The organism is Mycobacterium sp. ABE4_509 (assembly GCF_056160785.1).
Map to the genome: position 1 here is coordinate 12,638 of NZ_JBSWXU010000020.1, position 23,461 is coordinate 36,098.

A 23,461-nucleotide genomic window follows, 5' to 3' on the forward strand; every position below is an offset into this window, starting at 1 on the left:
GTTACGCCCTTCGCACGACTTCGAATCCACCCTAGTCAGGGTCGGCGCGGGCGCCTTGCGCAGCCGCGGCCGGCCCCCGAAGATCGAGTGCGCCCACCGGGCAGGGATGAACACGAGGAGAGAACACCGCATGGCAACCGTCGAAGCCGGCCAGTGGCCACAGCGCCTGTGGAGCGCGGTGCGCAAGACGGCGCCCACCGCGGACCGCACACCACCGGGGACCTACCCGGCGGTCGAGATCGCGGCCATGCTGCGCAGCCTCGGCATCGCGATGCTCGAGGTCGGGCATCCGACCAACCTGGTCAACGAGAGGTTGCTGGCCATCGCCTCGGCCTACACGACGAGCGCGGTGCGGTTGGCGGTGCTGCCGGCCACGATCATCGTGCACATCGACGACGCGCAGGTCACCGATGTGGACGAGACCACCCGGGCTACGGTTCGGCTGGATCAGGCCAACGCGATCGCCGACATCGCGACTCGGGCCGCGGTCGGGGCGATAGCCCCCCGGGACGCGGTGGCCGCGGTCAGCGCCATGCGCGAGATGCCGCCACGCTTCGGTGCTGCGCTGACGACCTGCGGATACGTGCTGGCCACCGTCGGGTTCGGGATGATGCTCAATCCGACCTGGCAGGCGTTGCCCGCATACGTGGTCCTGGGCGCCGTCGCCGGCGTGGTCCTCGTCGTCGGACGGCGGTTCCCACCGCTGGTGCCGATCCAGGCGACCGTCGCGGCCTTCCTGGTCACGGTGCTGGCCGTGTGGTTCGCCGTCGGCGCGTCGGACGAGGACCTGCTGCGCATGGTCGCGCCGCCGCTGATCGCGGTACTGCCGGGCTTCGCGCTCACCACCGGGGCCATCGAGTTGGCCAGCGGCCAGCGGGTCGCCGGCGCTTCCCGGTTGATCCACGGCATCGCGCAGCTGGCGCTGCTGACCGCCGGCGTGGTGGTGGGACTGCGCGTCGCCGGGTCCGCGCAACCCACCGGGACATCGGAGCCGATGGGCGGGTGGTCGTTCTATGTGGCGGTGCTGGTGATGGCGATCGGCTTGTACTGGTATCTGTCGGCCCCGCGGGGTTCGTTGATCTGGCTGATCGTGGGGCTGGGCGTGGCCCTGGTCGGTCAGCAGGTCGGGCTGCTGTTCCTCGAGCAGTCCATGGCCGGCGGACTGGGCGCCATCGTCGCGGTGATCTTCGCCGTGTTCGCCGCCGGGTTCAAGACCGCACCCCCGCCGATGGTGATGGTGCTCACCGTGTTCTGGGGTCTGGTTCCCGGCGCACTGAGTTTCATCCGATTCACCGAACGGGCCACCGGTGAGACCCCGTCGTTCAGCACCGTGCAGAGCACCGGAGCGGCCGTCCTGGCCATCGCGCTGGGCATTCTGATCGGGTGGAGCATCATCAGGATGTTCGCTCCCCAGCTGCGTACGCCCGCTTGAGGCCTGCGGCAAGTCTCCACGCAATCTCCAGCAACGCTCCAAGTCCCCCGCTCGCAGGCTGGACATCATCGGTGCATGAGCACACGCAGATTGTTCGGCCCCCTCACCACCGTCGCCGCCGTCGGCGCGATCGGCGCCGGGTGGTGGATGGTCAACGACTTCCAGAACCCGAACCCGCCTGCCCAGGTGCCCGCTCCGGCGGCCACCGCGGTGGCCGCCCCGGCGGCCCCGCCGGCACCGGCTCCGGCCGCCGAACCGGCTCCGGAGGACTTCCCGGCCTGGGCCGAATACGTCGCCGACATCCCGCTGCAGGGCCGGGTCCTGACGATCGAACTGACCGTCGACGGGCAGAGCGCCAAGGCGTACGCCTGTGACAACGTCGGCATCGAGAGCTGGCTGAGCGGCCCGGCGTGGGACGGCGTCGTACGGCTGGCCGACTCGACCGGAGCCGACCGGCTGGAAGGTGAGCTCGACGACGGCACGGTGACCGGAACTCTGTGGATCGGTGAACGCAGCTGGGACTTCGAGGCCGTGCAGGTCGGGACCGGCGACGGGTACTGATTGATGGGTACTGATTTCAGCGAGGCGCCCACGACCCGCCTGCCGGTGCAGTCCGGTCGCGCCGGTGTCGGACTGGCTTCGGCGGTGGCCATCGGCGCACTGGTCGCCGTCGGCCTCGGCGTCTTCGGCAGGATCCACGAGCCGCAGTTCTTCGCGATCAACGTGGCCGGCTTCTCCAGCCCGGTCGCGGTCAAGTCCTGGTTGGCCACGCTGGCGATGGTGCTGGCGCTCTTCCAGCTGGGCTCGGCACTGGCGATGTACCGGCTGGTGCCGCGCACGCGCATCCCGGCCTGGGTCGCGCCCGCCCATGTCTGGTCCGGCCGGCTGGCGGTGCTGGCCACCGTGCCGGTGGCGGTGCATTGCCTCTACGCGCTCGGCTTCGCCGGCACCGACAACCGGGTGCTGTTCCACTCGCTGTTCGGGTGCCTGTTCTACGGGGCGTTCGTCACCAAGATGCTGCTGCTGACCCGGCGCGGCCTGGCCGGCTGGGTCATCCCGGTCGCCGGCGGCGTGTTGTTCTTCGCCCTGGTCTACGTGTGGTTGACCTCGGCGCTGTGGTTCTTCCAACTCAACGGGCTCACGCTGTGAGCCCGCGACCCGAAGGTATTCGCATGCACGACAAGCAGTTCGGACTCACCCGGCAACAGTTCCTCGTCACCGCGGGTCTCGGCGGCGTCGCGGTCGGCGTCTCGGCGTGCAGCGCCTACGGGCAGCAGCCCGCGGCGACGGACACCGCTGCAGCCGAACCGGTTTCCCCCGGCGGCGCGGCTGCGGCCCTCGCCACCACGGCCGATGTGCCGGTGGGGTCCGGGGTGATCGTCGACGACGTCGTCATCACCCAGCCGAGCGCAGGCACGTTCCGCGGCTTCTCCGCGGTGTGCACCCACGCCGGCTGCACACTGGCCGACGTCTCTGAGGGAACCATCAACTGTCGCTGCCACGGCTCCAGGTTCAACCTCGACGGCAGCGTCGCCAACGGCCCGGCGGCACAATCGTTGGCGGTCCGGCCGATCGCGGTCAACGGCGACCAGATCGTCGCCGGCTGACCGGGCCGCCGCTCCAGGAGAACGGCCTGCTCCACAGCCAGTCCTGCGCGCCGGGCGGCGGCGCCGCGGGGGGCCGCCGCCAGATCGCGGTGATCCCGAGCACCCCGGCGAACGGCAGCAGCACCAGCGCCGGCAACTGGTAGCGCCAGGAGAACTCGAAGGCCGCCGACAGGATCAGCATCGTCAGCGCCATCCCCACCGCCAGCAGGATCGCCGACCGGATGCCGCTGCGGCGGGCCCGGCCGACTCCCAGCCCGGCCAGCAGCGCGATGATGCCGAACACCGCCAACAGCGGGCCCGGGGTGTAGCCGGCGCTGAGTTGGTAGCCGCGCAGGAACGACGCCAGCCCGGAAACGGTCTCGGGGTCCTGCCCGCTGAACTCCCGGGTGACCCGTTTGGTCAGGTCCTTGTCGGCGTTGGGGTATTCGAGCTGGAACTGCCACCGGCTGACCGGCACGTCGCCGTCGGCGTCGGTGCGGGCTGGGCGGAAACCCTTGCCGAAGTCGACCGCCACCGCGGCGGCGAAATCCCGTGGCTGCTGGGCGATCACGGTCCAGCCGAACTCCCGCTGCACCTCGTAGAGATCGGTGCCGCGCGGGAAGCGGACCCGGAAGCCCTTCTCCCGCTGAATGTGGGCGTAGTCGTCGAGGCGGCGTCGCTCGTCCAGCGGTTCGGTGGGGCAGGCCCGTTCCAGCAGGTCGTCCAGTTCGAGGGTGTCGCAGTCGGCGATCACCGCGGCGCGACCGTAGAGCACCTGGCTGGTGGTGCGGGTCAGCCCCCACTGCCCGGTCTCGGCCTGGAAGTAGGTCGCGTAACCCATCAGCACCGCGGCGCACGCCAGCACGAAAGCGGCCGTGCGGGCGCCGACCGTGCGCCATCCCACCCGGGTGCGCAGCAGCCGCCACGCCCCGCCGGCGATCAGCAGATACCCCAGGATCGGAACGACCAGCGCCAACGCGACCAGCCGCAACATCACCGCCATCCCCACCAGCAGCCCGGCCAGCGCGGCGCGGCGCGGGTTGGGGGCGCCGGTACCCAGCAGCACCCACAGCAGCGCGACGAGCAGCACCTGCTGCCAGGCGTCGGACATGATCAGCTGCTCGATCTGGATCTGGTAGCCGTCGAGCAGCAGCGGGGCCGCCGCGACCGCCGCCCACCACCGGTTCACGCCGTGGCGCAGCGCCAGCGCGGCGAGCGCGACGGCCGAGAGCACACCGGCCAGGTGCTGGATCGCGGTGACCAGCTCCAGCCCGCCCACCGCCAGGACCGGCGTCAGCACGAACAGCTCGTATCCGATCGGGTTCAGACCGCTGGGGTCGAAGTCGTCGAGGTTGCCCAGGTAGCGGAACGAGTCGACGAACAGCAGCGCGGGCTGATAGGCGAACCAGGCCAGCACCCGCAGCACGACACCGGCCAGGACCAGCGCGCTCAGCAGCCAGTGCCGGCCGATCAACCTGCCGGCACTGCGCAGGACGGCGACCACGCCGCTCAGCTGTTACCGGAGCTCGTCCACTGCACCGTCGGATACAGCTTCTCGGCGTCCACGCGATGCTTGTTCTGCTCGACGATGCCGAACATCGACTCGATCAGGACGTCGGAGAGCAGGTGCGGGTCGAGGCCGAGCCCGACCAAACCGGTGTGCTTGACGTTGTAGTAGTGCTCCTGCAACTCGATGCGCGGGTTGGTCAGGTGCTCGATCTGCACCGGGCCGGGGAACTGATCGGCCACGACGTCGGCGATCTGACGGACCGACATCGACTCGGTCATCTGGTTGAACACCCGGAACTCACCGCGCTCGGCCGGGCTTTCGACAGCCAGCCGGATGCATTCGACGGTGTCGCGGATGTCGATCAGGCCCCTGATCTGATTGCCGGTGCCGTAGACGGTCAGCGGCTCACCGAGCACCGCCTGGATGACGAAGCGGTTGAGCACCGTGCCGAACACGCTGTCGTAGTCGAACCGGGTGGCCAGCCGCGGGTCGAGCGCGGTCTGCGGTGTCTTCTGCCCGTAGACCACACCCTGGTTGAGGTCGGTGACCCGCAGGCCCCAGGCGCGGCAGGTGAACTCCATGTTGTGCGAGTCGTGCACCTTGCTGAGGTGATAGAACGAACCCGGCCGCTTCGGGAACAGCACGCGGTCCTTGCGCCCGTTGTGTTCGAGGTCGAGCCAGCCCTCTTCGATGTCGACGTTGGGCGTTCCGTACTCCCCCATCGTGCCCAGCTTGACCAGGTGGATGTCGCGGTCCAGCTCGCCGATCGCGTACAGCAGGTTCAGGGTGCCGATGACGTTGTTGTGCTGGGTGTACACCGCGTGCGCACGGTCGATCATCGAGTAGGGCGCGGCGCGCTGCTCGGCGAAATGCACGACCGCTTCCGGCTTGAACTCGCGCAGCGTCGCGTACACGAAATCGGCATCGAGCAAATCTCCGGAGTCGACGCCGATCTGCTTGCCCGAGACCTCCTGCCAGGCCGCGACGCGCACGTCCAGGTCTTCGATCGGCACCAAACTGCACACGCCCAGCTCGTCGTCGTAGCCACGCCGGGCGAAGTTGTCGAGCACCGCGACGTCATGTCCGCGATCGGACAGGTGCAGCGCGGTGGGCCATCCGAGATATCCGTCTCCGCCGAGCACGAGAACTCGCAAAACTGCATCCCTTCGCCGGTGGTGTGACCATGAGCGTAAGACACGGTGACAATCGCGTGCACAATTGCGGCAGGACGCGTACCGAAGGCTGGAGGAAGACATGACCGACGATCGGGGCGCGTTCACGGCTGCCACCGGGCGTCAGCTCGAGGCAGCCGGCCGCGACAAACCCCGGTACCGCCGCTATCAGTTCGACCTGATCGCACCGCACTGCGGCGCCACGATCCTCGAGGTCGGCGCCGGCCTGGGCGAGTTCGCCGAGCAGTTCGACGACGTCGACCGGCTGATCCTCACCGACGTCGACCCCGAGGCGGTGGCGATGATGGCGCAGCGGTTCAGCGGTCGGACCGAGGTCGAGACCAGGACGTTGGCGCTGGGTGTCGCTCCGGAGCTCGCCGAGCCGGTGGACTCGGTCGTCGCGATCAACGTGCTCGAACACATCGACGACGACGCGGGCGCGCTGCGATCGCTGGCCACCGCGGTGCGACCCGGCGGCAGCATCGTGCTGTGGGTGCCCGGCTATCAGCAGCTGTACGGGGAGTTCGACCGCCAGGTCGGCCATGTGCGCCGGTACACGCCGGACACGCTGGCCGGCGCGGTGCGCCGGGCGGGGCTGGACGTCGAATTGGTCAAGCCGGTCAACATGCTCGGCGGCATCGCATGGTGGCTGACGGTGCGGCGAGGTGGTTCGACCTCGCCCAACTCGAAGCTGGTGTCGGTCTTCGACCGCTTCGTGGTACCGGTGACGCGGGCGCTGGAGCGGGTGGTGCGGGTGCCGTTCGGCCAGTCGGTGCTGTGCGTGGCACGGACCCCGGTCCAGCCGTGAGATCGGGCCCGCTCCGTCCCCGGTTCCTGCTGTGGGGCCGCTACGCGGGCGCCTCGGTGATCGCCGGGTTGATCAGCGAGGCGGTCTTCCTGCTCACCTACTGGCTGTGGGCATTGCCCGTGCTGGCCAGCGTGCTGGCCTTCGTGGCCGGCGCGGTCCCGAACTACCTGATGAACCGGTACTGGGCGTGGCAGCGTCGCGGCCGGCCGCACCACCGCAGGGAAGTGCTGCCCTACGCGGTGATCGTGGTGATCACCGCGATCACCGCGATCGCGGTCACCACGGCCGCCGACAACTGGGTGCGCGGCCACATCGACTCGCACGCCTGGCAGGTCGTCCTGGTGGGAGCGTCGTTCCTGGGTACCTACGGCGCGATGTTCGTGCTGAAGTTCGTGCTCTTCGACCGGTTCATCTTCGTCGACCGGACAGCACGTACTCCCGGAACCACGTCTGCGTCATGACCCGGGCGTAGTGCGCGCCGTAGATCACGTCGACGCCCTTCTTGCTGCCGCCGTGTGCCCGGCGGCGCATCGTCATCGGCACCTCGAGCACCCGCGCGCCCCGGGCGGTGACTCCGAGCAGCAGTTCCGAGGACTGGTACTGCGGCTCGGTGAGCGTGACCGTCCCGGCCAACTCGGCGCGCATCGCCCGGAACCCGAACGAGGTGTCGGTGATGTGCCGCCAGGTCAGCAGGCTGGCCAGCACCGCGAAGAACCGCACCCCCAGCCAGCGGAACCGGCTGTCGGAGTCATGCCGGCCCAGCCGCCGCGACCCGGTGACGAAGTCGGCCCGGTCCTCGATCAGCGGCGCCACCAGCCTGTCCAGTTCGGCGCCGTCGTACTGGCCGTCGGCGTCGGTGGTCACCACGAACCGCGCGCCGCCCCGGGCGGCGAGCCGGTAGCCCAGCCGCAACGCCGCGCCCTGGCCACGGTTGCGCGGTGCCACGCAGGTGTAGGCGCCGTGCCCGCAGGCGACCTCGGCGGTGCCGTCGCTGCACCCGTCGTCGACGACGAGGACGTCCACCGACATGCCACAACAGCGGTCCGGCAGTTCGGCCAGCACCGCACCGATGCCGTCGGCTTCGTTGTAGGCCGCGATGACGACCACCAATTCGGCCAGGGCCAGCCCCGGATAGCGCTCGTCGAACTCCGCGACGGCGCGAGCATCGACGTCGTCGGGGTAGTCGGCCAGCCGGGTCATGAACCGGCGACGTGGTCGAGGAAGTAGCGCCAGGTGCTCTCCAGTCCGTCGGCGAGCTCCACCGTCGGCCGGTAGCCGATCGCCTCCGCGCTGTGCGAGACGTCGACCACCACGGCGGGCATCTCGCCCTGCTGGGCCGCGACGTGCCGGGCGGGCAACGGCCGCCCGGTGACCGCGCGGACGGTGTCGACGAGCTCGAGCACCGACACCGACCGTCCCGCGCCGACGATCGCGGTGCCGGTGTAGCGGCTGTCCCGGCCGAGCAGCACCGCCCGGGCGACGTCGTCGACGTGGACCAGGTCCCGGCGCTGGGTGCCGTCGCCGTAGATCGTGACGGTCGCGCCGTCCAGCGCCGCGCGCATCAACCGCGGCACGAAGCTGTCCTTGAGCGCCATACCCGGTCCGTAGACGTTGCTGAACCGCAGCGCGCAGGTCGTCATCCCGTAGGCCCCGGCGTAGCCGGACAGCAGCATCTCGCAGGCGGCCTTGGTCGCGCCGTAGGGAGTCAGCGGCCGCAACGGCAGCTGTTCGGTGATCGTCGCCTCCCCCACGTCGCCGACCACCGCGTTCGTCGAGGCCAGCAGGAACTGGCCGACGTCTCGGGTGCGCGCCAGCTCGAGCAGCTCCTGGGTGACCGCGACGTTATCGGCATAGGTCTGGACGGGGCGTTGCACCGACCGCAACACCGACGTGGCGGCAGCCAGATGGATGACAGCCTGCGTTCCGGTCGTCACGGCAGTGGCGGCAATCCCGGGGTAGCCGAGCTCGCCGTCGACGTATCGCACGCCGTCGAGCCGGTTCGTGGGGACCTCGCGATCCACGATGGTCACCGGGATCTCCCGGTCGATGAGCGCCCGTACCACCGCCTGGCCGATGAAGCCGCAACCACCTGTGACGAGTACCGGCCCGCCGTGTTCTGAATCCACGGCGGTCAACATAGCGTGCCGGGTCAACTCCTGTGGCTGCGCAGATGCTCCTCTTTGGCGTTGCCGACGATGCGATCCGGAGCCAGGAAGGCCTGCCCGATCTCGACGGCCCGGCGCAGACCGTCGCGGGCGGGTGCGTTGTGGTCGCCCTCGACGTCGACGATGAGGTGGCTGGCCACATCGGTGATGCCGCAGTAGGCGAAGGCCAACCGGTCGGCCCGTTCCACCCGGCGATGCATGGCCGCGATCTCATCGGGGAGGGGCCCGCCCCAGAAGTGAGCATGGTCCTCGCGGGTGAACCGGGGGTCGAATCCCTCGGCGTGCAGGTCGAGCACGTCGAGGGAATGGCCGCCGTCGCGGAACGGTCGGTGGAACGCGTCCATCACCGCGGCCGGGTACCGATCGCCGAAAGGGTGTGCGTAGACGGTGAGCAGGTGCACTCCATGACCTCCGATCGGTGGCGGGTCCGAATGTCGCAACGGCGCCGCCCCAGCAGCGACACCGGGCGCGGCGCAGATATTCCGGGGAGTACCTGCGTCGGCGGCGTCATGAAGCGAGTGGAGTTCGATGACGGGACTTCGACGACGAGACGAGGAGCGCGATGACTTCGGACAGGCACCCCCGCACTGCCCTCACCGACGAGGACCTCGGCGCCTCGGCGAGGGGATGGTGGCGGATCAGTAGGGTGGGCTCGTGGCTGCGCAGGCGTCACCCGCACACGGACGCCGTCGACGGTGCCGATTCTGACCATGCCGGCGGCGGTGGCCGACGCGCTCGTACGCGCGTTCGCCGCCACCGTCGACACCGCACCCGCCGCGGCCGTCCGGTTACCCGACATCCCCGGCGACACAACCCAGGTCACCATCCCCACCCGGCACGGTGACGCGGCGGCCACCGTCTACCGTCCGCCCACCGGCACGCCTCACCCACCGGTGTACGTCAACCTGCACGGCGGCGGCTTCGCGGTCGGCCACCCGGAGCAGGACGATCCGTGGTGCCGCTATCTCGCCGCGAACGCCGGTGTGGTGGTGATCAATCCCGACTATGTGCTGACCCCACGTCACCGGTTCCCGGCAGCATGCCATCAGGTCTACGACATCGTCTGCTGGGCAGCCGGTTCCGGTCGTGACTGGGACGGCGACCGGCTGTGCGTGGGCGGTCAGAGCGCGGGCGGGAACCTCAGTGCCGCCGCCGCCCGGCTGGCGCACGAGAACGGCGGCCCGCGCGTCGCGCTGCAGGTGCTGCACTACGCCCCCCTCGACCTGGTGACCTCCACGTGGGACAAGCCGTCACCTCGCGGTCGCCGGGCGGTGCTCACGCCGTGGATGGGTGAGGCGTTCGACACCGCCTACATCCCCACCCGGTCCCGGCGCCGGGATCCGCTCGCGTCGCCGGCCTGGGCGGACAACGCCGCCGGCATCGCCGGGATCGCACCCGCACTGATCATCGCCGCCGAATACGACCGGCTCCGCGACGAAGCCCGCCAGTACGCACGCGCGCTCGAACAGGTCGGGGCGTTGGCCGGGTATCACGTGGTTGCGGGCGCCGACCACGGCTACAACCTGCGCGGTGACGCGGTCGAGCAGACCGATCGAACCTATTCGCGCATCGTCGACCATGTCCGGCGCGCCACCGGCTCGCCGGACTGAGAGGTCACCGGGCCGGTTACGTCGGCAGCCCCGCCAGCGCGGCGCCGACATCGCGTGACTCCCACAGGCTCAGCACGTTGGTCAGCATCTGCAGTGGCGCACGGACACTCTCGTGGTCGCGGATGTCCGGGTGGCGCCGGTCGGTCACCTGTTCGGGCGCCGACAGCCTGCCGGAGATCCGCGCGGGCACGTCGAGCAACCAGATCACCCCCATCAGCGAGGTGTAGAGCAGGACCTGCCGTGCCAGCAGTCCGCGGTCCAGGTCGGGCCCTCCGGCGGCGTGGAACTCGGCGCAGAACAGCTCCAGCAGTTCCTCGAAACGGCCGGCCAACACCTCGTCGCCGGCGGCCGACAAGGCGCCCCAGACCGCCATCGCGACGTTCATCTGGCTCACACAGCCCCAGTCCATCAGGCCGCAGCGCAGCTCGCCGTGCTCGGTCCAGAACCAGGCGTTGTCGACGTTGGCGTTCCAGTGGCACAGCGCGATGTGCTCGTCGGCGGACTCCAGGTCCTGCCAGATGGCCTCAGCCCGGGCGAGTACCTGCGGTGCCTGCTCGCCGAACCGTTTCAGGAATGCCGGGGCCCGGACCGGGGCGGGCAGCAGAGCCGGGCGGTCGCCGACGAACTCGATGAGGCGACCCACCCGGCGCCCCAGCTGCTCCGGGGTGATCGTGGGCGGCTCGCCGACGGTGGCGTTGCGCAGGTCGACCGGGAACTGCGCGGTCAGGTGCGGCGGCAGCCGGCCGGCCCGGTGGGTGCCGGCCAGCCGGCCCAGCGCGGTGAAGATCGCCCGGTAGTGCTGCACCGGGTCGGGCATCTCGTAGTCCAGGCACTTGTGGTACTGCGGCTCGATTCCGTTGCTGCCGTAGCTGATTCGCTCGCTGATCAGGATGCCGGTTCCGGACTCCCGGTGGTAGTCGGCGAACTGGTTGCGCGGCACGGCGATCGGGAACTCCGGCGCCGTCGACAACGCGGCGAAGGTCACCTCGGAGGCCATCTGGGTTCGGCCGCGGTCCCGCAGAGGATCGTCGAAGTCGCGGGAGAACTTGACGAACAGCTCGGTGCACAACCCGGCCTGCGGGCGGCGGTATCCGACGTCGAGGAGCGCTTTGCGGCCGGTGCTCCCGCCGCCGACTTCCCGGTAGCCGGTGATCCGGGTGACGGCGTTGTCGGCGGCCAGCACGCCGAACTCGTGAAAGGCCTCGGTGAGAAACGCGGCACCGCCGGCGTGCAGGGTGGCGGGGTCGGCGGGGGTGCGCAGCGCGAAACCGTCACCGCTGAACCAGTTGCCGCTCATCCGGTCGGCCATCCGCGCCGGCCCACCGACGACTCCTACCAGCCCGCGTTGCGGGCCAGGTCGATGGCGTACTGGCTGACGAAGGTGCCGGCGCTGGGCGCGCCCCGGCACGCCCCGTCGGACTCACCGGGTCGCTTGACCCACAGGAAGGCGTCGACCGTCGGGTTCCCGGTATCGGTGGTGGGGCGCACGCCGAGGGCCCGGCCGCTGGGGTTGCACCAGTACAGGTCGTCACCCTCGACGGGGCCGGCGCCGTTGCGCGAGGTGTCGATCACGTAGTGCGATCCGTTGGTCATGCCCGAAATCGCCTGGCCGTAGCCCATGGACTCCTCGGTGGTGAAGAAGTTCGCGGTGTTGAGGCTGAAGCCGCGGGCCTTGGCCACGCCGACCCGGTTGAGCCGGTCCGCCATCACGTCGGCGGCGACCCAGCGGGAGTGCCCCCCGTCGACGTAGACCGCCGTGGCCGGATTGCGGGTGAGGGTGTCGACGGCATAGGCGATGAGGTCGAAGCGCTCCTGTTGCTGCGCCGGAGACAGGCAGTCGGCCATGGCCAGCGCGTCGGGTTCGAGGATCACCGCGGCCGGACCCGTGCCGATCGCTGCGGCGACACCGTCGATCCACGCCCGGTAGGCGCCGCCCGAGCCGAACCCGCCCGCCGCGTAGCTGCCGCAGTCGCGGTTGGGGATGCCGTACAGCGCCAGGACCGGCATGGTGCCGGCCGCCTGAGCGGTCGCGATGTACTTCGCGTCCACCGCCGGTGTCGAGATGTGGTCCATCCAGTACGCGGTCGGGGTGTTCACCACAGCGGCCAGCAGCGGATCGGGGTTGCTGCCGGCCGCGCGCATCCCCTTCGAGTGGGGGTTGACGTAGAAGGGCAGCCCCACCAGCGGGTTCGCTTCACTTGCCAGGCGCACCGCCGGCGCGTCACCAGAGCGGACCGGGGCCACGGCGGCGCCCAGTGCGGCCACCACCGCCACGGTCAGGAAAGGGGCGATCCACCGCGCGACCGCGCGAGCAGCTGAGAACGTCACGTCAGGAAACGTAGTGCGGCTTCGCAGTGATCGCCAAACGCTCGTTCTGGCTGCCGCCCCCGGCATCGCCCGCGCATCGTTTGGCCTGGGCCTGGTCACGGGTATGCCCCGGTCAACACCGGAGTTCGCCGAGGAGGCCGCATGCTCGCACTGCTGAGTTCGCCCGTTCGTCGCTGGGTGCTGACGGCGCTGCTGGTGCCGGCGGTGGCGCTGGTGCTGAGGAAGCTGGCCCGGTTCCTGCAACGCCGCAACGACGGAGAACCGACGACGCCGTCTCGAACCCTGTTCCGGCTCTCGTCGGGGCTGCGCCGGCTCAGCGGCAAGAAGCCGGACACCGAAGAATCAGCAGACTCCGCTGCGGCCGACAGCGGCCGGGACCGCGACGACAAGCCGTGGTCGGCCTGATCCCCGGGCGGGTGCGCGGCCCGGAGCGCGACCGTTTCATGGCCTTACCGTGACCTTATTTTCCCCTTATTTTTCTTAAAAATGGGTGTAGGGTGGCGAAGACCGGCCGCCCGTGGAGTCCCGGGTCCGGCCGTCGAAACGGAAGGAGTCGCCATGGCACTCACACCCGAACAGATCGTCCTCGTCACCGCGGCGTCACGGGGCATCGGCGCCGAGGTCGCGTCGCAGTTCGCCGACCCCGGTACGCACGTCATCGTCAACTACCGCGAGAAATCCCGGCACGCGGAGTCCATTGCCGACACGATCCGCAGCCTCGGCGGCCATGCCTCGACCATCGCGGCCGACCTCTGCGACGACGCCGAGGTCGCGAGGATGATCGAGGCCATCGGCACCCGATTCGGCCGGCTCGACACCCTGGTCCTCAACGCACCCGGGGGCCTGGACGTGGATGCCGACCCCGGCTACGCGATGCGGCTCAACCGCGACGCGACCAAGCGACTCGCGACGCTCGCGTTGCCGCTGATGCCGATCGGTGCGCGCATCGTGTTCGTCACCAGCCACCAGGCGCACTTCTTCCCCGACAAAGCGGTGCCGAAGGGCTACGCCGCGGTCGCCGTGAGCAAGCGCGCCGGCGAGACCGCGCTCTACGCGATGCGGCCGGAGTTCGAGCGGTCCGGTATCCACTTCACCGTGGTCTCCGGCGACATGATCGACAGCACCACCATGGTGCGGCTGTTGCAGCGCCGCGATCCCGAGGTGGTGGACGTGCGCCGGGCGCAGACTCCGCTTCCGGCCGTCGACGAGTTCGCCGCGGCGATCGTCAACGCCGCGACGGCCACACCCGCCCCGGGCGTGGTCTACCTCGGCGGCGCCGACTACCTGATGACCGCCTGACCGGGATCGGGCCGGACGCCTCCACCCACCGGCACGACAAACTCACTGATCTGTCTCATCTGCGAGACGGACTCAACTAGTTGTTGCTCTCTGCTGTGACTCCTGCTACACCTTGTGGATCAGAGTGATCTATCACACATCAGGCGGGAGGCGGCATGAGTCGTCCATCAGACCCGGGAGAGTCACGGCCCGCGGCGGGGTACGCGAAGTTCATCGGCCGAGTGGGCGCCCTCGCGCTGTTCCTGGGCGTCGGATCCGTGCTCGGCGTGCCCGGCACCGCCCACGCCGACACCGACGGCTCGTCGTCGGAGTCCGCAGAGTCGTCCTCGTCGGCATCCTCCTCGTCGGCGGCGTCCTCGGAGGCGGCGAGCGACGCGTCGACCGCTGACTCCACCGCGTCGACGCAACCGTCCAAGGCCGACTCCCGCAGGTCCAGCTACACGGCGCGGACACCCCGGTCCGCAGCCACCGACGACCCCGCCGAGGCGGCCCGCGACACCGACGACACCGACACCGCCGACGACATCGATATCGACGATGCGCCGGACGACCAGCTGAACCCTGTCACCGCGGACACCGAGGATGCCGGTGACACCGAGGACGGCGAGGACCTGCTGTCGGAGTCGGAGTCCGATTCCCCGGAGGCCACCCCCGGCGGCACCGAGACGTCGGCGACCGTCACGGTCGAGGCGCCGGCGGTGGCCACGTTCGCCCCCGCCGAGGCCGACGACCCGGCGGCCCCGGTCACCTCGCCCGCGGACTGGGGGCTGGTGGCCTACAGCCGCCGCCACACCGACGCCGAGAGCACACCGCAAGCCGCCGCCGCGCAGAGCGTGGCCGTCACCGAGACCACCCATCCGCAGACCACGTTGAGCAACCAGGTCAGCCCGCTGGGCACCCCGGAGCAGATCGCCCGGGAGAAGATCGCGATGCAGACCTCGCGGTCACTGCCGGTGGCGTTGGTGAAGTTCGCCCTGCGGTTCGGCTTCCTGTCGGCGGCGCAGCACCAGTTCGCCCTGGTCGGCGGCCCGGACGCGGCGAATCGGGCCGCGCTGGACAACGCGATCGACGAATACGCCCTGGCGGCGTCCTTCCAGCAGCAGATCCTCAACCCGATGGATCCGGCGGTGGTCACCCAGGTCGCACCGCCGCACAGCTGGTACGGGATCGACGTCGGCGGCTCACGGCTGCTCTACGACAACCCCGACACCATCTACCGGTTCATCCCGGTGAACAAGACCGCCGAGTACGTGCTCACCGGCCGCATCTACGAGGGCATCCCCGCCGACACCACCTTCAGCGTGCTCGAGGGCACCGCCGGCACGACCTCGACGATCCTGTCCCTGCAGGATCTCGAGGTCAGCGACGACGGCACCTTCGTCATCACCGTCAGCGGCGCTCCCGCGGCCCCCGGACAGACCAATCATCTCCAGCTGACCTCGACCTCGACGCTGGTGGCAGCCCGCAACACGCTGGGCGACTGGGATGTCGAGGAGCCGATGGAGCTCGCCGTGCACCGGGTCGGCGGGCCGCCCAACAGCCTGTTCGCCCAGCTCGGCGGTTTCGTCCTGCTCGGCTCACTGGTCAACGACAATCCTGGGCTGGCTTCGGTGCTGTCGCTGATCCCGCCGCTGGGCATCGCCGAGTCACGCCCCGTGCGCGGCACGCTGACCGCCCTGCTCATGCTGGTCCGGGGATCCGAGCAGGCCAAGTACATGGCGCTGGCGACGACCGACACCGAGACCGGTGAGCTGCGGCCACCCAACGTGATGACCCAGCCGGCCAGCAACGCGGAGTTCCTGGCCAACCAGTTGCAGAGCAACGGTTACTTCCAGCTCGCCGACGACGAGGCGCTGGTGCTGACCATCGACGAGGGAAACGCCGGGTTCTTCACCGTTCCCGTCTACAACGACTGGACGATCACCGACGACTACTGGAACGAGCAGGCCAGCCTGAACGACGATCAGGCACTGGCCAACCCGGACGGCACCTACACCCTGGTGGTCTCGATCGCCGATCCCGGTGTGGCGAACTGGATTTCCACCGGCGGGCTGCATCAGGGGATCATCTCGATGCGATTCCAGAACCTGGACCCCGATTCTCCCGAGATGCCCACGGTTGCGTCGGTGGTGGTCAAACTCGAGGATCTCGACGAGCACCTGCCCGCCGGCACGGTGTACTACACCCCGGAACAGCGAGCGGCACAGTTGGCCGCCCGCAAGGCGGGCTACGACCGACGCTGGGCGCCCTACCCGCAGGCCTGAGTCGCCCGGCGCCGGTGCCGGCCGAAGACGCCGCGAGCCGGACTCGTGTTCCGCTCACTGGACGGTCCGATTCGCGTTGGCCCGCCGACCAATAGAGTCGGCCCCGGTCCAGCGGCGGAGGAAACCTGATGACGACAAGCACGCGCACGCACACCGTCGATCTCCTGGTAATCGGATCCGGCACCGGAATGGCGGCCGCGCTGGCGGCGAGCGAACTCGGCATGTCGACGCTGGTGGTCGAGAAGACGCGATACGTGGGCGGTTCGACCGCGAAGTCCGGCGGAGCGTTCTGGGTGCCCGCCAACCCGGTGCTCGAGCGATCCGGATCCACCGACACCCTCGCCGACGCGGGCCGCTATCTGAGCACCCTGGTCGGTGACGCCGCACCGCGAGAACGGTTCGAGAGCTTCCTGACGCACGGCTCCGCGACCATCGAGATGCTCGACCGCACCACCCCGATGAAGTTCAGCTGGGCCAAAGGCTATTCCGACTACCACCCGGAGCTGCCCGGAGGCACCGTGGTCGGACGGACCTGTGAGTGCCGCCCGTTCAATGCCTCGGTGCTCGGGAGACACCGCAAGACGCTTCGCCCCGGGATCTTGAAGCCACCGATCCCGATGCCCGTCACCGGTGCCGACTACCGCCTGATGAATCTGCTGACCAGCTACCCGCAGAAAGCGCTGCCGCGCATGCTGTTACGTGTATTCCAGGGCGTCGGAGGGCTCCTGGTGGGCCGCCGCTACGTGGCGGCGGGTCAGGCACTGGCAGCTGGTATGTATGCCGGGGCGCTGCGGGCCGGCATCCCGGTGTGGACCGAGACCGGGCTCGACGAACTCGTCGTCGACGGGGGGCGCGTCACCGGCGCCGTGTTGACGCGACAGGGACATTCGGTGACGGTGACCGCACGCCGCGGGGTCCTGCTGGCCGCGGGCGGCTTCGACCACAAGATGGAGTGGCGGCACAAGTACCAGTCCGAGGAAGTCGGTGCGGGGCTCAGCCTCGGGGCCGAGGGGAACACCGGCGACGCGATCCGCGTCGCCCAGGACGTCGGGGCCGACATCGCGCTGATGGACCAGGCGTGGTGGTTCCCGGCGTTCGCCCCGCTCCCGGGTGCCGAGCCGCCCATGATGCTCGCCGAGCGGTCGCTGCCGGGTTCGCTCATCGTCGATCAGAACGGTTCTCGCTTCGTCAACGAGGCGTGCGACTACATGTCCTTCGGCCAGCGCGTCCTGGCGGCCGGCCGGATGGGCAACCCGATCGAACAGATGTGGCTGATCTTCGACCAGAAGTACCGCAACAGTTATCTGATGGCCGGAGAACTGTTCCCGCGCATGCCCATCCCGAAGTCGTGGTATCAGGCCGGCATCGCCTACCGGAGCCATGATCTGGCCGGCCTCGCAGCACAGATCGGGCTGCCGGCCGAGACGTTCGCCGCCACGATGGCGCGCTTCAACCGTCAGGCGGCCGCGGGTGAGGACCCCGACTTCGCCCGGGGGCGCAGCGCCTACGACTGGTACTACGGTGACCCGACCAACAGACCGAACCCCAATCTGCGCCCGGTGCAGCACGGCCCGTTCTACGCGGTTCGGGCGGTGCTCAGCGATTTGGGGACCTGCGGTGGGCTGCGCGCCGACGCACAGGCGCGGGTGCTGCGTGAGGACGGCAGCGTCATCGAGGGACTGTATGCGGCCGGCAACACCGCGGCGAACGCATTCGGGACCACGTATCCGGGTGCCGGGGCGACGATCGGCCAGGGGCTGGTCTTCGGCTACCTGGCTGCGCGCCACGCCGCGCAGCAGCCGCGCTCCTAGCACCCCTCGGCGTGCGACGGTGCCGGCCAGGCCGACACCGCGGCGGGTATCGGCGTCCGGGGCCGCCCGGCGGGCGGGTTAGTGTGCTGTGGTCGGCCTCCGCAACCAGCCGGCAGAAAAGTTGGACGAATCCATGACCGAACCGTCGGCACTCGAAGCGCGGGTGGGCCACTACTACCAGATGGACGACCCCTACCTGGTCGGCCGCGAGAAGGTCCGCGAGTACGCCCGAGCCGTGCAGGACTACCACCCGGTCCACTGGGATGTCGCCGCCGCCGAGAAGCAGGGGTATTCGGGTCTGGTGGCCCCGGTGACGTTCACCTCCGTCCCGGGCATGACCTGCAATCGCCGGATGTTCGAAGAAGTGGTGGTCGGATACGACACCTACATGCAGACCGAAGAGGTCTTCGAACAGCATCGTCCGATCGTCGCCGGCGACGAACTGCGCATCGACGTCGAACTCACCTCGGTGCGCAAGATCGCCGGCCGGGACCTGATCACGGTCACCAACACCTTCACCGACACCGTGGGCGAGCGGGTGCACACGCTGCACACCACCGTCGTCGGTGTCACCGCCGAGGACGTCGACCCGGCGATCAAGGCGGCCGTACACCGCGCGATGATGCACGACGTCGACATCATGAGCGTCGGGGCGTCCGACGCCGCCTACCAGAAGACGGTCCGTCCCGAGGGCGAGGTCCGCATCGCCGAGGCCGGCGCCACCCGCACCCCGGGTACGCCGTTGTTCGAGGACGTCAAGGTGGGTCACGAGTTGCCCGCCCACCACACCCGGCTGTCCCGCGGCGACCTGGTCAACTACGCCGGCGTGGCCGGCGACGCCAACCCGATCCACTGGGACGAGGGGATCGCCAAGCTGGCCGGGCTACCCGACGTGATCGCCCACGGGATGCTGACCATGGGCCTGGGCGCGGGGTTCGCCTCGTCGTGGTCAGGCGACCCCGGCGCGGTCACCCGCTATGCGGTGCGGCTGTCCGCCCCGGCGATCGTGTCGGCCGCCGAGGGCGCCGACATCGAATTCGGTGGCCGGATCAAGTCGCTGGACCCGGCCACCCGCTCGGGCGTGGTCATCGTCACCGCGAAGTCGGGGACCCGCAAGATCTTCGGGCTCGCGACCATGCAGATGCGCTTCGGCTGACCTCACTCGGCGGCGAATCCGGCCGCCACCACCGCCTCGTGGAATTGGTCGCCCTGCTCGATGAAGTCGACTGTGACGCGGTCCAGGTCCGCGCCACACAACGGGTTCGGCGAGGTGTAGTCGGCTGACACCGAGTACGCCACACTGCGTCCGGCGGTGACCGGCTGCATCGGGTCGAACCCGGACATCTGCATCCGCTCCATCGCACCGGCCGCGCGTCCGTCGATCAGCAGTTCCACGTCGCCCACCACGTCGAACATGCCTGTCCCCGTGCCGGTCCGGGTGAATCGCACGGTGATTTCGTGCCGGCCGGGGGTGATCGGTTCGGACGAGCAGACGGCCTGCTCCGTCCCGTCGTGGTTGCAGACGTAACGCAGCCGGCCCTCGGCGAGGTAGAGCACGTGGCCGCCGGACCTGCTGCCCTGGGAGAACACCACCCCTGTCGGCTCCGGGTCGGTGATCGAGACGGTTGCGCGCAGCACGAACGACCGCCCGCGCACCAGTCCGCTCATCGGTGTCTGCGCCGCCGGGGTGTCGGGGTAGAAGACCGCCTGCGACGCTGAGCCCGCCAGGTCGACCAGCCCGCGTTCGATGAGCTCGAACACACTGAGATCGTTGAGCGGGTAGGCGCTGTGCCGAGCCGCCTCTTGGCGCCACAGCGATTTGAGTTCTGTGAGTTTGTCGGGGTATTCGTCGGCCAGGTCGTGCATCTGGCTGCGGTCGGTGTCGATGTGGAACAGTTCCCAGCGGTCCTGCGAGAACCGCGACCAGCCGGGCCGTCCCGGGACGGCCGAGGTCGGCGGGTGCACGGCGCTGGCGAACCAGCCGTCGTGCCAGATTCCCCGGGTGCCCATCATCGAGTAGAACTGGGTGCGCTTGGCCCGGTCGGTGTCCGGGTCACGAAGCGCCGCAGCGAAACTGACTCCTTCGAGTGGGCGCTGGGCGATGCCTTTGACCGTGCCGGCGGTGGGCAGGCCCAGCAGCTCGTAGACCGTCGGGGTGACGTCGCTGACGTGGGCGTAGTGCTCCCGCACCTCGCCGCGTGCGGGCAGGCCGGCGGGCCACGAGACGATGCACGGGTCGGCGATGCCGCCTTCGTGCGAGGCGAACCGCTTGAACAGCTTGTAGGGCGTGTTGAACGCCATCGCCCAGCCGTTGGAGTAGTTCATCTTCGTTCCCGGGCCGCCGAATTCGTCGATCCTGTCCGGCGTGGGCTCGGCGGACATCCCTCCGCGCAGCGGCACGAACTCGTCGAGGGTACCGGTGGGCCCGCCCTCGCCGCTGGCGCCGTTGTCGGACATCACGACGATGATGGTGTTGTCCAGCTGGCCGGTCGCCTCGAGATGGTCGAGGATGCGGCCGATCTGGGCGTCGGTGTAGCTCAGGAAGCCGGCGAACACCTCACACATCCGGCTCGAGACCCGCTTCTGGTCCTCCGAGAGCGAGTCCCACGGGGTGACGGTGTCGTGTTCGGGCCACGGCAGTCCCTCGGCACTGGTGGCCTCGGCGTAGGGGTTCATCGGCGACAGTTCGGTGCTCTCGGGCAGCAGTCCGAGGTCCTTCTGATTGTCGAGCACGATGTCGCGGTAGCGCTCATAGCCCATGTCGAAGCGGCCCTTGTACCGGTCGGCCCACTCGGCGTCGACCTGGTGCGGCGAGTGCCCGGCGCCGGGGCACAGATACATGAACCACGGCTTGTCCGGCGCCGCCGACCGGTGCTCGCGCAGGAACCCGATCGCGTTGTCGGCGAGGTCTTTCGACAGGTGATAGCCCTGCTCGGGGCTGGCCGGCGGGTCGATCGGGCGGCTGTCGCTGACCAGGCTCGGATACCACTGGTCGGTCATCCCGTCGAGGAAGCCGTAGAACCTGTCGAAACCCCGGCTCAGCGGCCAGTACCGCCGCGAGCCGGCCGCGTGACAGTCCTCGGGCGGGGTGAGATGCCACTTGCCCACCGCGTATGTCGACCAACCCTGTTCGGCGAGTACCTCCGGCAGCAGCGCGGTGTCGGACGGGATGCGTCCACTGTGCCCGGGATAGCCCTGCGCCATGTTCACCACCGAAGAAACCCCCACCGAGGTGGCGTTGCGGCCGGTCAACAACGCTGCCCGGGTCGGTGAGCACAGCGCGGTGGTGTGGAACTGCGACAACCGGATCCCGCGGTCGGCGATGCGCTTCATGTTGGGCATGTCGACCAGACCGCCGAAGCAGTCCCACGTCGCGATCCCGATGTCGTCCCACAACAGGTACAGCACATTGGGCGCCCCGTCGGGTGCGCTCGGCGCCCGGTAGGGCGCCCAGTCGGGCACCGAGTTGCGGATGTCCTGGTTGACCGTTCCCTGAAATTCCATGCTGTCGTCCTTGATTCTGCTAGAGCGCCGCGAGGGCGGGTTGGTCGGTGAGTTCGCTGGGGCTGTCGGCTCTGGGTGGTTGGTCGGCCTTCATGAGCCACGGGTGGATGCGGGGCCCCACCAGCGCGACGAACAGCATCAGTCCGACGCCGACCCACAGTTCGGCGTGTGCGAGCACGCCATCGAGAGCGAGTCCGGCGGCGAGTGCGAGGCCGACCAGTGCGACTTTGGCCAGCAGGAACCGGCCGATCGGGTGGTGCGCGACCCGCCGGCCGCGCCGTGCGGCCGCCCGGCGTATCAGTTCGGCGATCAGCATCACCACGGCCAGCAGTGCGATGAGGCGCACCGCGTGCTCGATCGGTGACCCGTCACCCTGAACCAGCCACAGCGATCCGATCTTGAGTCCGGCAGCGAGGTAGGCCGCACGGATCAGGAGGTGCCGCGGTATCCGCCTCCACAATTCTGTCATGACTGACACGATATGGAAAACTGTCAGTCATGACAAGAGCTCGTTATGGAGGTGTTACCTCCCCCTCCGTATCGCCGATTGACCCGGCTTCCCAACAGGATTGCCACCGCGTCGCGACGTCCACGCCCCCGAGCGCAGAGCGCATAGACTCCCTGTTCAGCGGCCCTGGAGTCGTCACCGGCAGGCGCGACCCGAGGAGGCAGGTAGTGCGACTCGGGGATTCCGCCGAACAGCGCCGCGCGATCCGGCTCCAGCGAAGCCCGACCCGGGTGTGACCACGCATCGCAGCGACGAACGCGCCGGCCTCTCGGGCGGGCGTCCGGTGTCGTCCCGGGTTGGCGCGTACTTCGGTCTGCTGCAACTGGTGTTCAACCTGAGTTGGGTCATCTACGTCATCTATCTGCCCCAACTGGCCGCCCAGGCCGGCATCGACGCGTCGTGGGTGCCGTGGATCCTGGTGGCCGACCAGCTGATCTTCGTGCTGTGCGACTGGGCGACCGGGCTGGCCTCGGACACCGTCGCCGGCGTCGTCGGCCGACTGGGCAAGATCGTCGCCGCGGTGACCGCGGTGTCGGCGCTGGCATACCTGCTGCTCCCCCTGGTCACCGACCTCGGTCCGGGCCTGTTCCTGGTGTTGGTCGCGACGTGGGCGGTCACCTCCTCGGCCCTGCGGGCACCGCCGCTGACGTTGATCGGCCGCTACACCCCACCCGATCAGCAGCCCCGGCTCGGCTCGCTGTTCCTGCTCGGTCTGGGCCTCTCCAGCGCCGCCGCACCGTTTCTGGGGATGTGGGCCACCGCCTACGACCCCCGAATCATGTTCGCCGCGTCGGCCGTATCGGTCCTCGTGGTGACCGGGTCCATCGTGTGGGCCGAACGCACGCTGGCCCGCACCGCACCGTCGGCCGAGTCGGCGCCCCCGCTACCGCCGGCCCCCTTCACCCGGTTCCTGGTCGCGGTCCTGCTGCTCGGCATGGCCTACCAGGTGCACGCCTTCATCAATTCCGGGCCGCTGTTCCTCCGATTCGTCGGTCCGCCCGAGCTGCAGAACCTGCTCTCGCTGTTCTGGATCGGCTTCAGCGTGGCGATGCTGCCTGCGTCGTTGCTGACCAAGAGGTTCGGTGGCCTGCCCGTCATGGCGACCGGGGCGCTGCTGGCCGCCGCGGCGGCGACGGTGGCCTGGCTGGCCGGCGACGTGCTGGTACTCGGCATCGCCCAGTTCGTCTGCGGCAGTTGCTCGGGTGCGGTCACCATGAGCGCCGTCGCCGCGGCGCTGCGCTGGGGCCACGCGGGCAGGGAGGGCCGGGCGGTCGGGGCGATGTACTCGGTGCTGGCAATGGCCGCGCTGGTCCGCATCGCGGTGGTGGCCGGTCATCTCGGCGGCGGCGGCGCGCAAATGCAGGCGCTGCTGTGGCTGCCGGTCACGGCGTGGCTGCTCGCCGGTCTGTTGCTGCTGCCGACGGTTCGGCAGACCTTCGCCGCTGACGGCGCAGCACAGTAGGC

Annotated in this window: 22 protein-coding genes; 13 read left to right on the top strand and 9 right to left on the bottom strand. The window is 69.6% G+C overall.

All coding sequences use genetic code 11. From position 1 onward, the window contains the following. Nucleotides 1-130: 130 nt before the first annotated feature. The 4 genes from ACXAID_RS06890 (at nucleotide 131) to ACXAID_RS06905 (ending at nucleotide 3,039) form a co-directional block, all read left to right on the top strand. Nucleotides 131-1,432 (top strand): threonine/serine exporter family protein, encoded by a 1,302-nt coding sequence (locus tag ACXAID_RS06890; RefSeq protein ID WP_475021448.1) that lies wholly within the window; start codon nucleotides 131-133, stop codon nucleotides 1,430-1,432. A 75-nt stretch (nucleotides 1,433-1,507) separates the two neighbouring features. Continuing rightward, on the top strand, nucleotides 1,508-1,993 hold the full coding sequence (locus tag ACXAID_RS06895) for a hypothetical protein (RefSeq protein WP_475021449.1): 486 nt from the start codon (nucleotides 1,508-1,510) through the stop codon (nucleotides 1,991-1,993). Between the two features lie 3 nt (nucleotides 1,994-1,996). Then, complete coding sequence (locus ACXAID_RS06900) at nucleotides 1,997-2,581, top strand: DUF6529 family protein (RefSeq protein ID WP_475021450.1); 585 nt, start codon at nucleotides 1,997-1,999, stop codon at nucleotides 2,579-2,581. Between the two features lie 23 nt (nucleotides 2,582-2,604). Next, nucleotides 2,605-3,039, top strand: coding sequence for a QcrA and Rieske domain-containing protein (locus ACXAID_RS06905; protein ID WP_475021451.1), 435 nt, complete (start codon nucleotides 2,605-2,607; stop codon nucleotides 3,037-3,039). Here the strand turns inward: ACXAID_RS06905 and ACXAID_RS06910 are convergent. Next, nucleotides 3,011-4,522: a hypothetical protein gene (locus ACXAID_RS06910; RefSeq protein WP_475021452.1), complete on the bottom strand. Its 1,512-nt coding sequence runs from the start codon at nucleotides 4,520-4,522 to the stop codon at nucleotides 3,011-3,013. The two genes, ACXAID_RS06905 and ACXAID_RS06910, sit on opposite strands and share 29 nt — an antisense overlap. 5 nt (nucleotides 4,523-4,527) lie before the next feature. Then, nucleotides 4,528-5,682 carry an NAD-dependent epimerase/dehydratase family protein gene (locus tag ACXAID_RS06915; protein WP_475021453.1) on the bottom strand — a complete coding sequence of 385 codons (1,155 nt, stop codon included), beginning with the start codon at nucleotides 5,680-5,682 and terminating at the stop codon, nucleotides 4,528-4,530. Between the two features lie 100 nt (nucleotides 5,683-5,782). Between ACXAID_RS06915 and ACXAID_RS06920 the strand changes: the two genes are divergently transcribed. Together ACXAID_RS06920 and ACXAID_RS06925 are read left to right on the top strand one after the other, a co-directional pair. Then, the gene (locus ACXAID_RS06920) at nucleotides 5,783-6,508 is read left to right on the top strand and encodes a class I SAM-dependent methyltransferase (protein ID WP_475021454.1); all 726 of its coding nucleotides are present in this window, start codon (nucleotides 5,783-5,785) and stop codon (nucleotides 6,506-6,508) included. Continuing rightward, a complete protein-coding gene (locus ACXAID_RS06925; RefSeq protein ID WP_475021455.1) occupies nucleotides 6,505-6,969 on the top strand; it encodes a GtrA family protein in 465 nt (154 codons plus the stop codon). Before ACXAID_RS06920 ends, ACXAID_RS06925 begins: the two co-directional genes overlap by 4 nt. Here the strand turns inward: ACXAID_RS06925 and ACXAID_RS06930 are convergent. The 3 genes from ACXAID_RS06930 to ACXAID_RS06940 are packed head-to-tail and all read right to left on the bottom strand — an operon-like array spanning nucleotide 6,917 to nucleotide 9,074. Then, nucleotides 6,917-7,708: a glycosyltransferase family 2 protein gene (locus ACXAID_RS06930; protein ID WP_475021456.1), complete on the bottom strand. Its 792-nt coding sequence runs from the start codon at nucleotides 7,706-7,708 to the stop codon at nucleotides 6,917-6,919. The two genes, ACXAID_RS06925 and ACXAID_RS06930, sit on opposite strands and share 53 nt — an antisense overlap. Beyond that, the gene (locus tag ACXAID_RS06935) at nucleotides 7,705-8,634 is read right to left on the bottom strand and encodes an NAD-dependent epimerase/dehydratase family protein (protein WP_475021457.1); all 930 of its coding nucleotides are present in this window, start codon (nucleotides 8,632-8,634) and stop codon (nucleotides 7,705-7,707) included. The genes ACXAID_RS06930 and ACXAID_RS06935 overlap by 4 nt, the downstream gene beginning before the upstream one ends. Nucleotides 8,635-8,657: 23 nt before the next feature. After that, entirely contained in the window at nucleotides 8,658-9,074 is a 417-nt protein-coding gene (locus tag ACXAID_RS06940) for an NAD(P)H-dependent oxidoreductase (protein ID WP_475021458.1), read from the bottom strand. 294 nt (nucleotides 9,075-9,368) lie between these two features. On the opposite strand from ACXAID_RS06940, the gene ACXAID_RS06945 reads away from it, so the two are divergent. Continuing rightward, entirely contained in the window at nucleotides 9,369-10,283 is a 915-nt protein-coding gene (locus tag ACXAID_RS06945; RefSeq protein ID WP_475021459.1) for an alpha/beta hydrolase, read from the top strand. A gap of 16 nt (nucleotides 10,284-10,299) precedes the next feature. On the opposite strand, the gene ACXAID_RS06950 is transcribed toward ACXAID_RS06945, so the two are convergent. Both ACXAID_RS06950 and ACXAID_RS06955 read right to left on the bottom strand, forming a co-directional pair. Then, the gene (locus ACXAID_RS06950) at nucleotides 10,300-11,580 is read right to left on the bottom strand and encodes a hypothetical protein (RefSeq protein WP_475021460.1); all 1,281 of its coding nucleotides are present in this window, start codon (nucleotides 11,578-11,580) and stop codon (nucleotides 10,300-10,302) included. A 35-nt stretch (nucleotides 11,581-11,615) separates the two neighbouring features. After that, the gene (locus ACXAID_RS06955; protein ID WP_475021461.1) at nucleotides 11,616-12,677 is read right to left on the bottom strand and encodes a glycoside hydrolase family 6 protein; all 1,062 of its coding nucleotides are present in this window, start codon (nucleotides 12,675-12,677) and stop codon (nucleotides 11,616-11,618) included. A gap of 75 nt (nucleotides 12,678-12,752) precedes the next feature. On the opposite strand from ACXAID_RS06955, the gene ACXAID_RS06960 reads away from it, so the two are divergent. The 5 genes from ACXAID_RS06960 (at nucleotide 12,753) to ACXAID_RS06980 (ending at nucleotide 19,141) form a co-directional block, all read left to right on the top strand. Further along, on the top strand, nucleotides 12,753-13,016 hold the full coding sequence (locus ACXAID_RS06960) for a hypothetical protein (RefSeq protein ID WP_475021462.1): 264 nt from the start codon (nucleotides 12,753-12,755) through the stop codon (nucleotides 13,014-13,016). A gap of 153 nt (nucleotides 13,017-13,169) precedes the next feature. Beyond that, entirely contained in the window at nucleotides 13,170-13,910 is a 741-nt protein-coding gene (locus ACXAID_RS06965; RefSeq protein WP_475021463.1) for an SDR family oxidoreductase, read from the top strand. Nucleotides 13,911-14,065: 155 nt separating this feature from the next. Next, entirely contained in the window at nucleotides 14,066-16,174 is a 2,109-nt protein-coding gene (locus ACXAID_RS06970) for a hypothetical protein (RefSeq protein ID WP_475021464.1), read from the top strand. Nucleotides 16,175-16,302: 128 nt separating this feature from the next. Continuing rightward, nucleotides 16,303-17,985, top strand: coding sequence for a 3-ketosteroid-delta-1-dehydrogenase (locus tag ACXAID_RS06975; protein ID WP_475021465.1), 1,683 nt, complete (start codon nucleotides 16,303-16,305; stop codon nucleotides 17,983-17,985). Nucleotides 17,986-18,118: 133 nt separating this feature from the next. After that, entirely contained in the window at nucleotides 18,119-19,141 is a 1,023-nt protein-coding gene (locus ACXAID_RS06980; RefSeq protein ID WP_475021466.1) for a fused (3R)-hydroxyacyl-ACP dehydratase subunits HadA/HadB, read from the top strand. 2 nt (nucleotides 19,142-19,143) lie between these two features. Here ACXAID_RS06980 and ACXAID_RS06985 read toward each other — a convergent pair whose 3' ends face one another. After that, nucleotides 19,144-21,489, bottom strand: a complete 2,346-nt coding sequence (locus tag ACXAID_RS06985; RefSeq protein WP_475021467.1) for an arylsulfatase — start codon at nucleotides 21,487-21,489, stop codon at nucleotides 19,144-19,146. Nucleotides 21,490-21,508: 19 nt separating this feature from the next. Further along, nucleotides 21,509-21,958, bottom strand: a complete 450-nt coding sequence (locus ACXAID_RS06990; protein WP_475021468.1) for a hypothetical protein — start codon at nucleotides 21,956-21,958, stop codon at nucleotides 21,509-21,511. Nucleotides 21,959-22,229: 271 nt separating this feature from the next. Between ACXAID_RS06990 and ACXAID_RS06995 the strand changes: the two genes are divergently transcribed. Then, nucleotides 22,230-23,459, top strand: coding sequence for a hypothetical protein (locus ACXAID_RS06995; RefSeq protein ID WP_475021469.1), 1,230 nt, complete (start codon nucleotides 22,230-22,232; stop codon nucleotides 23,457-23,459). Nucleotides 23,460-23,461 lie beyond the last annotated feature (2 nt).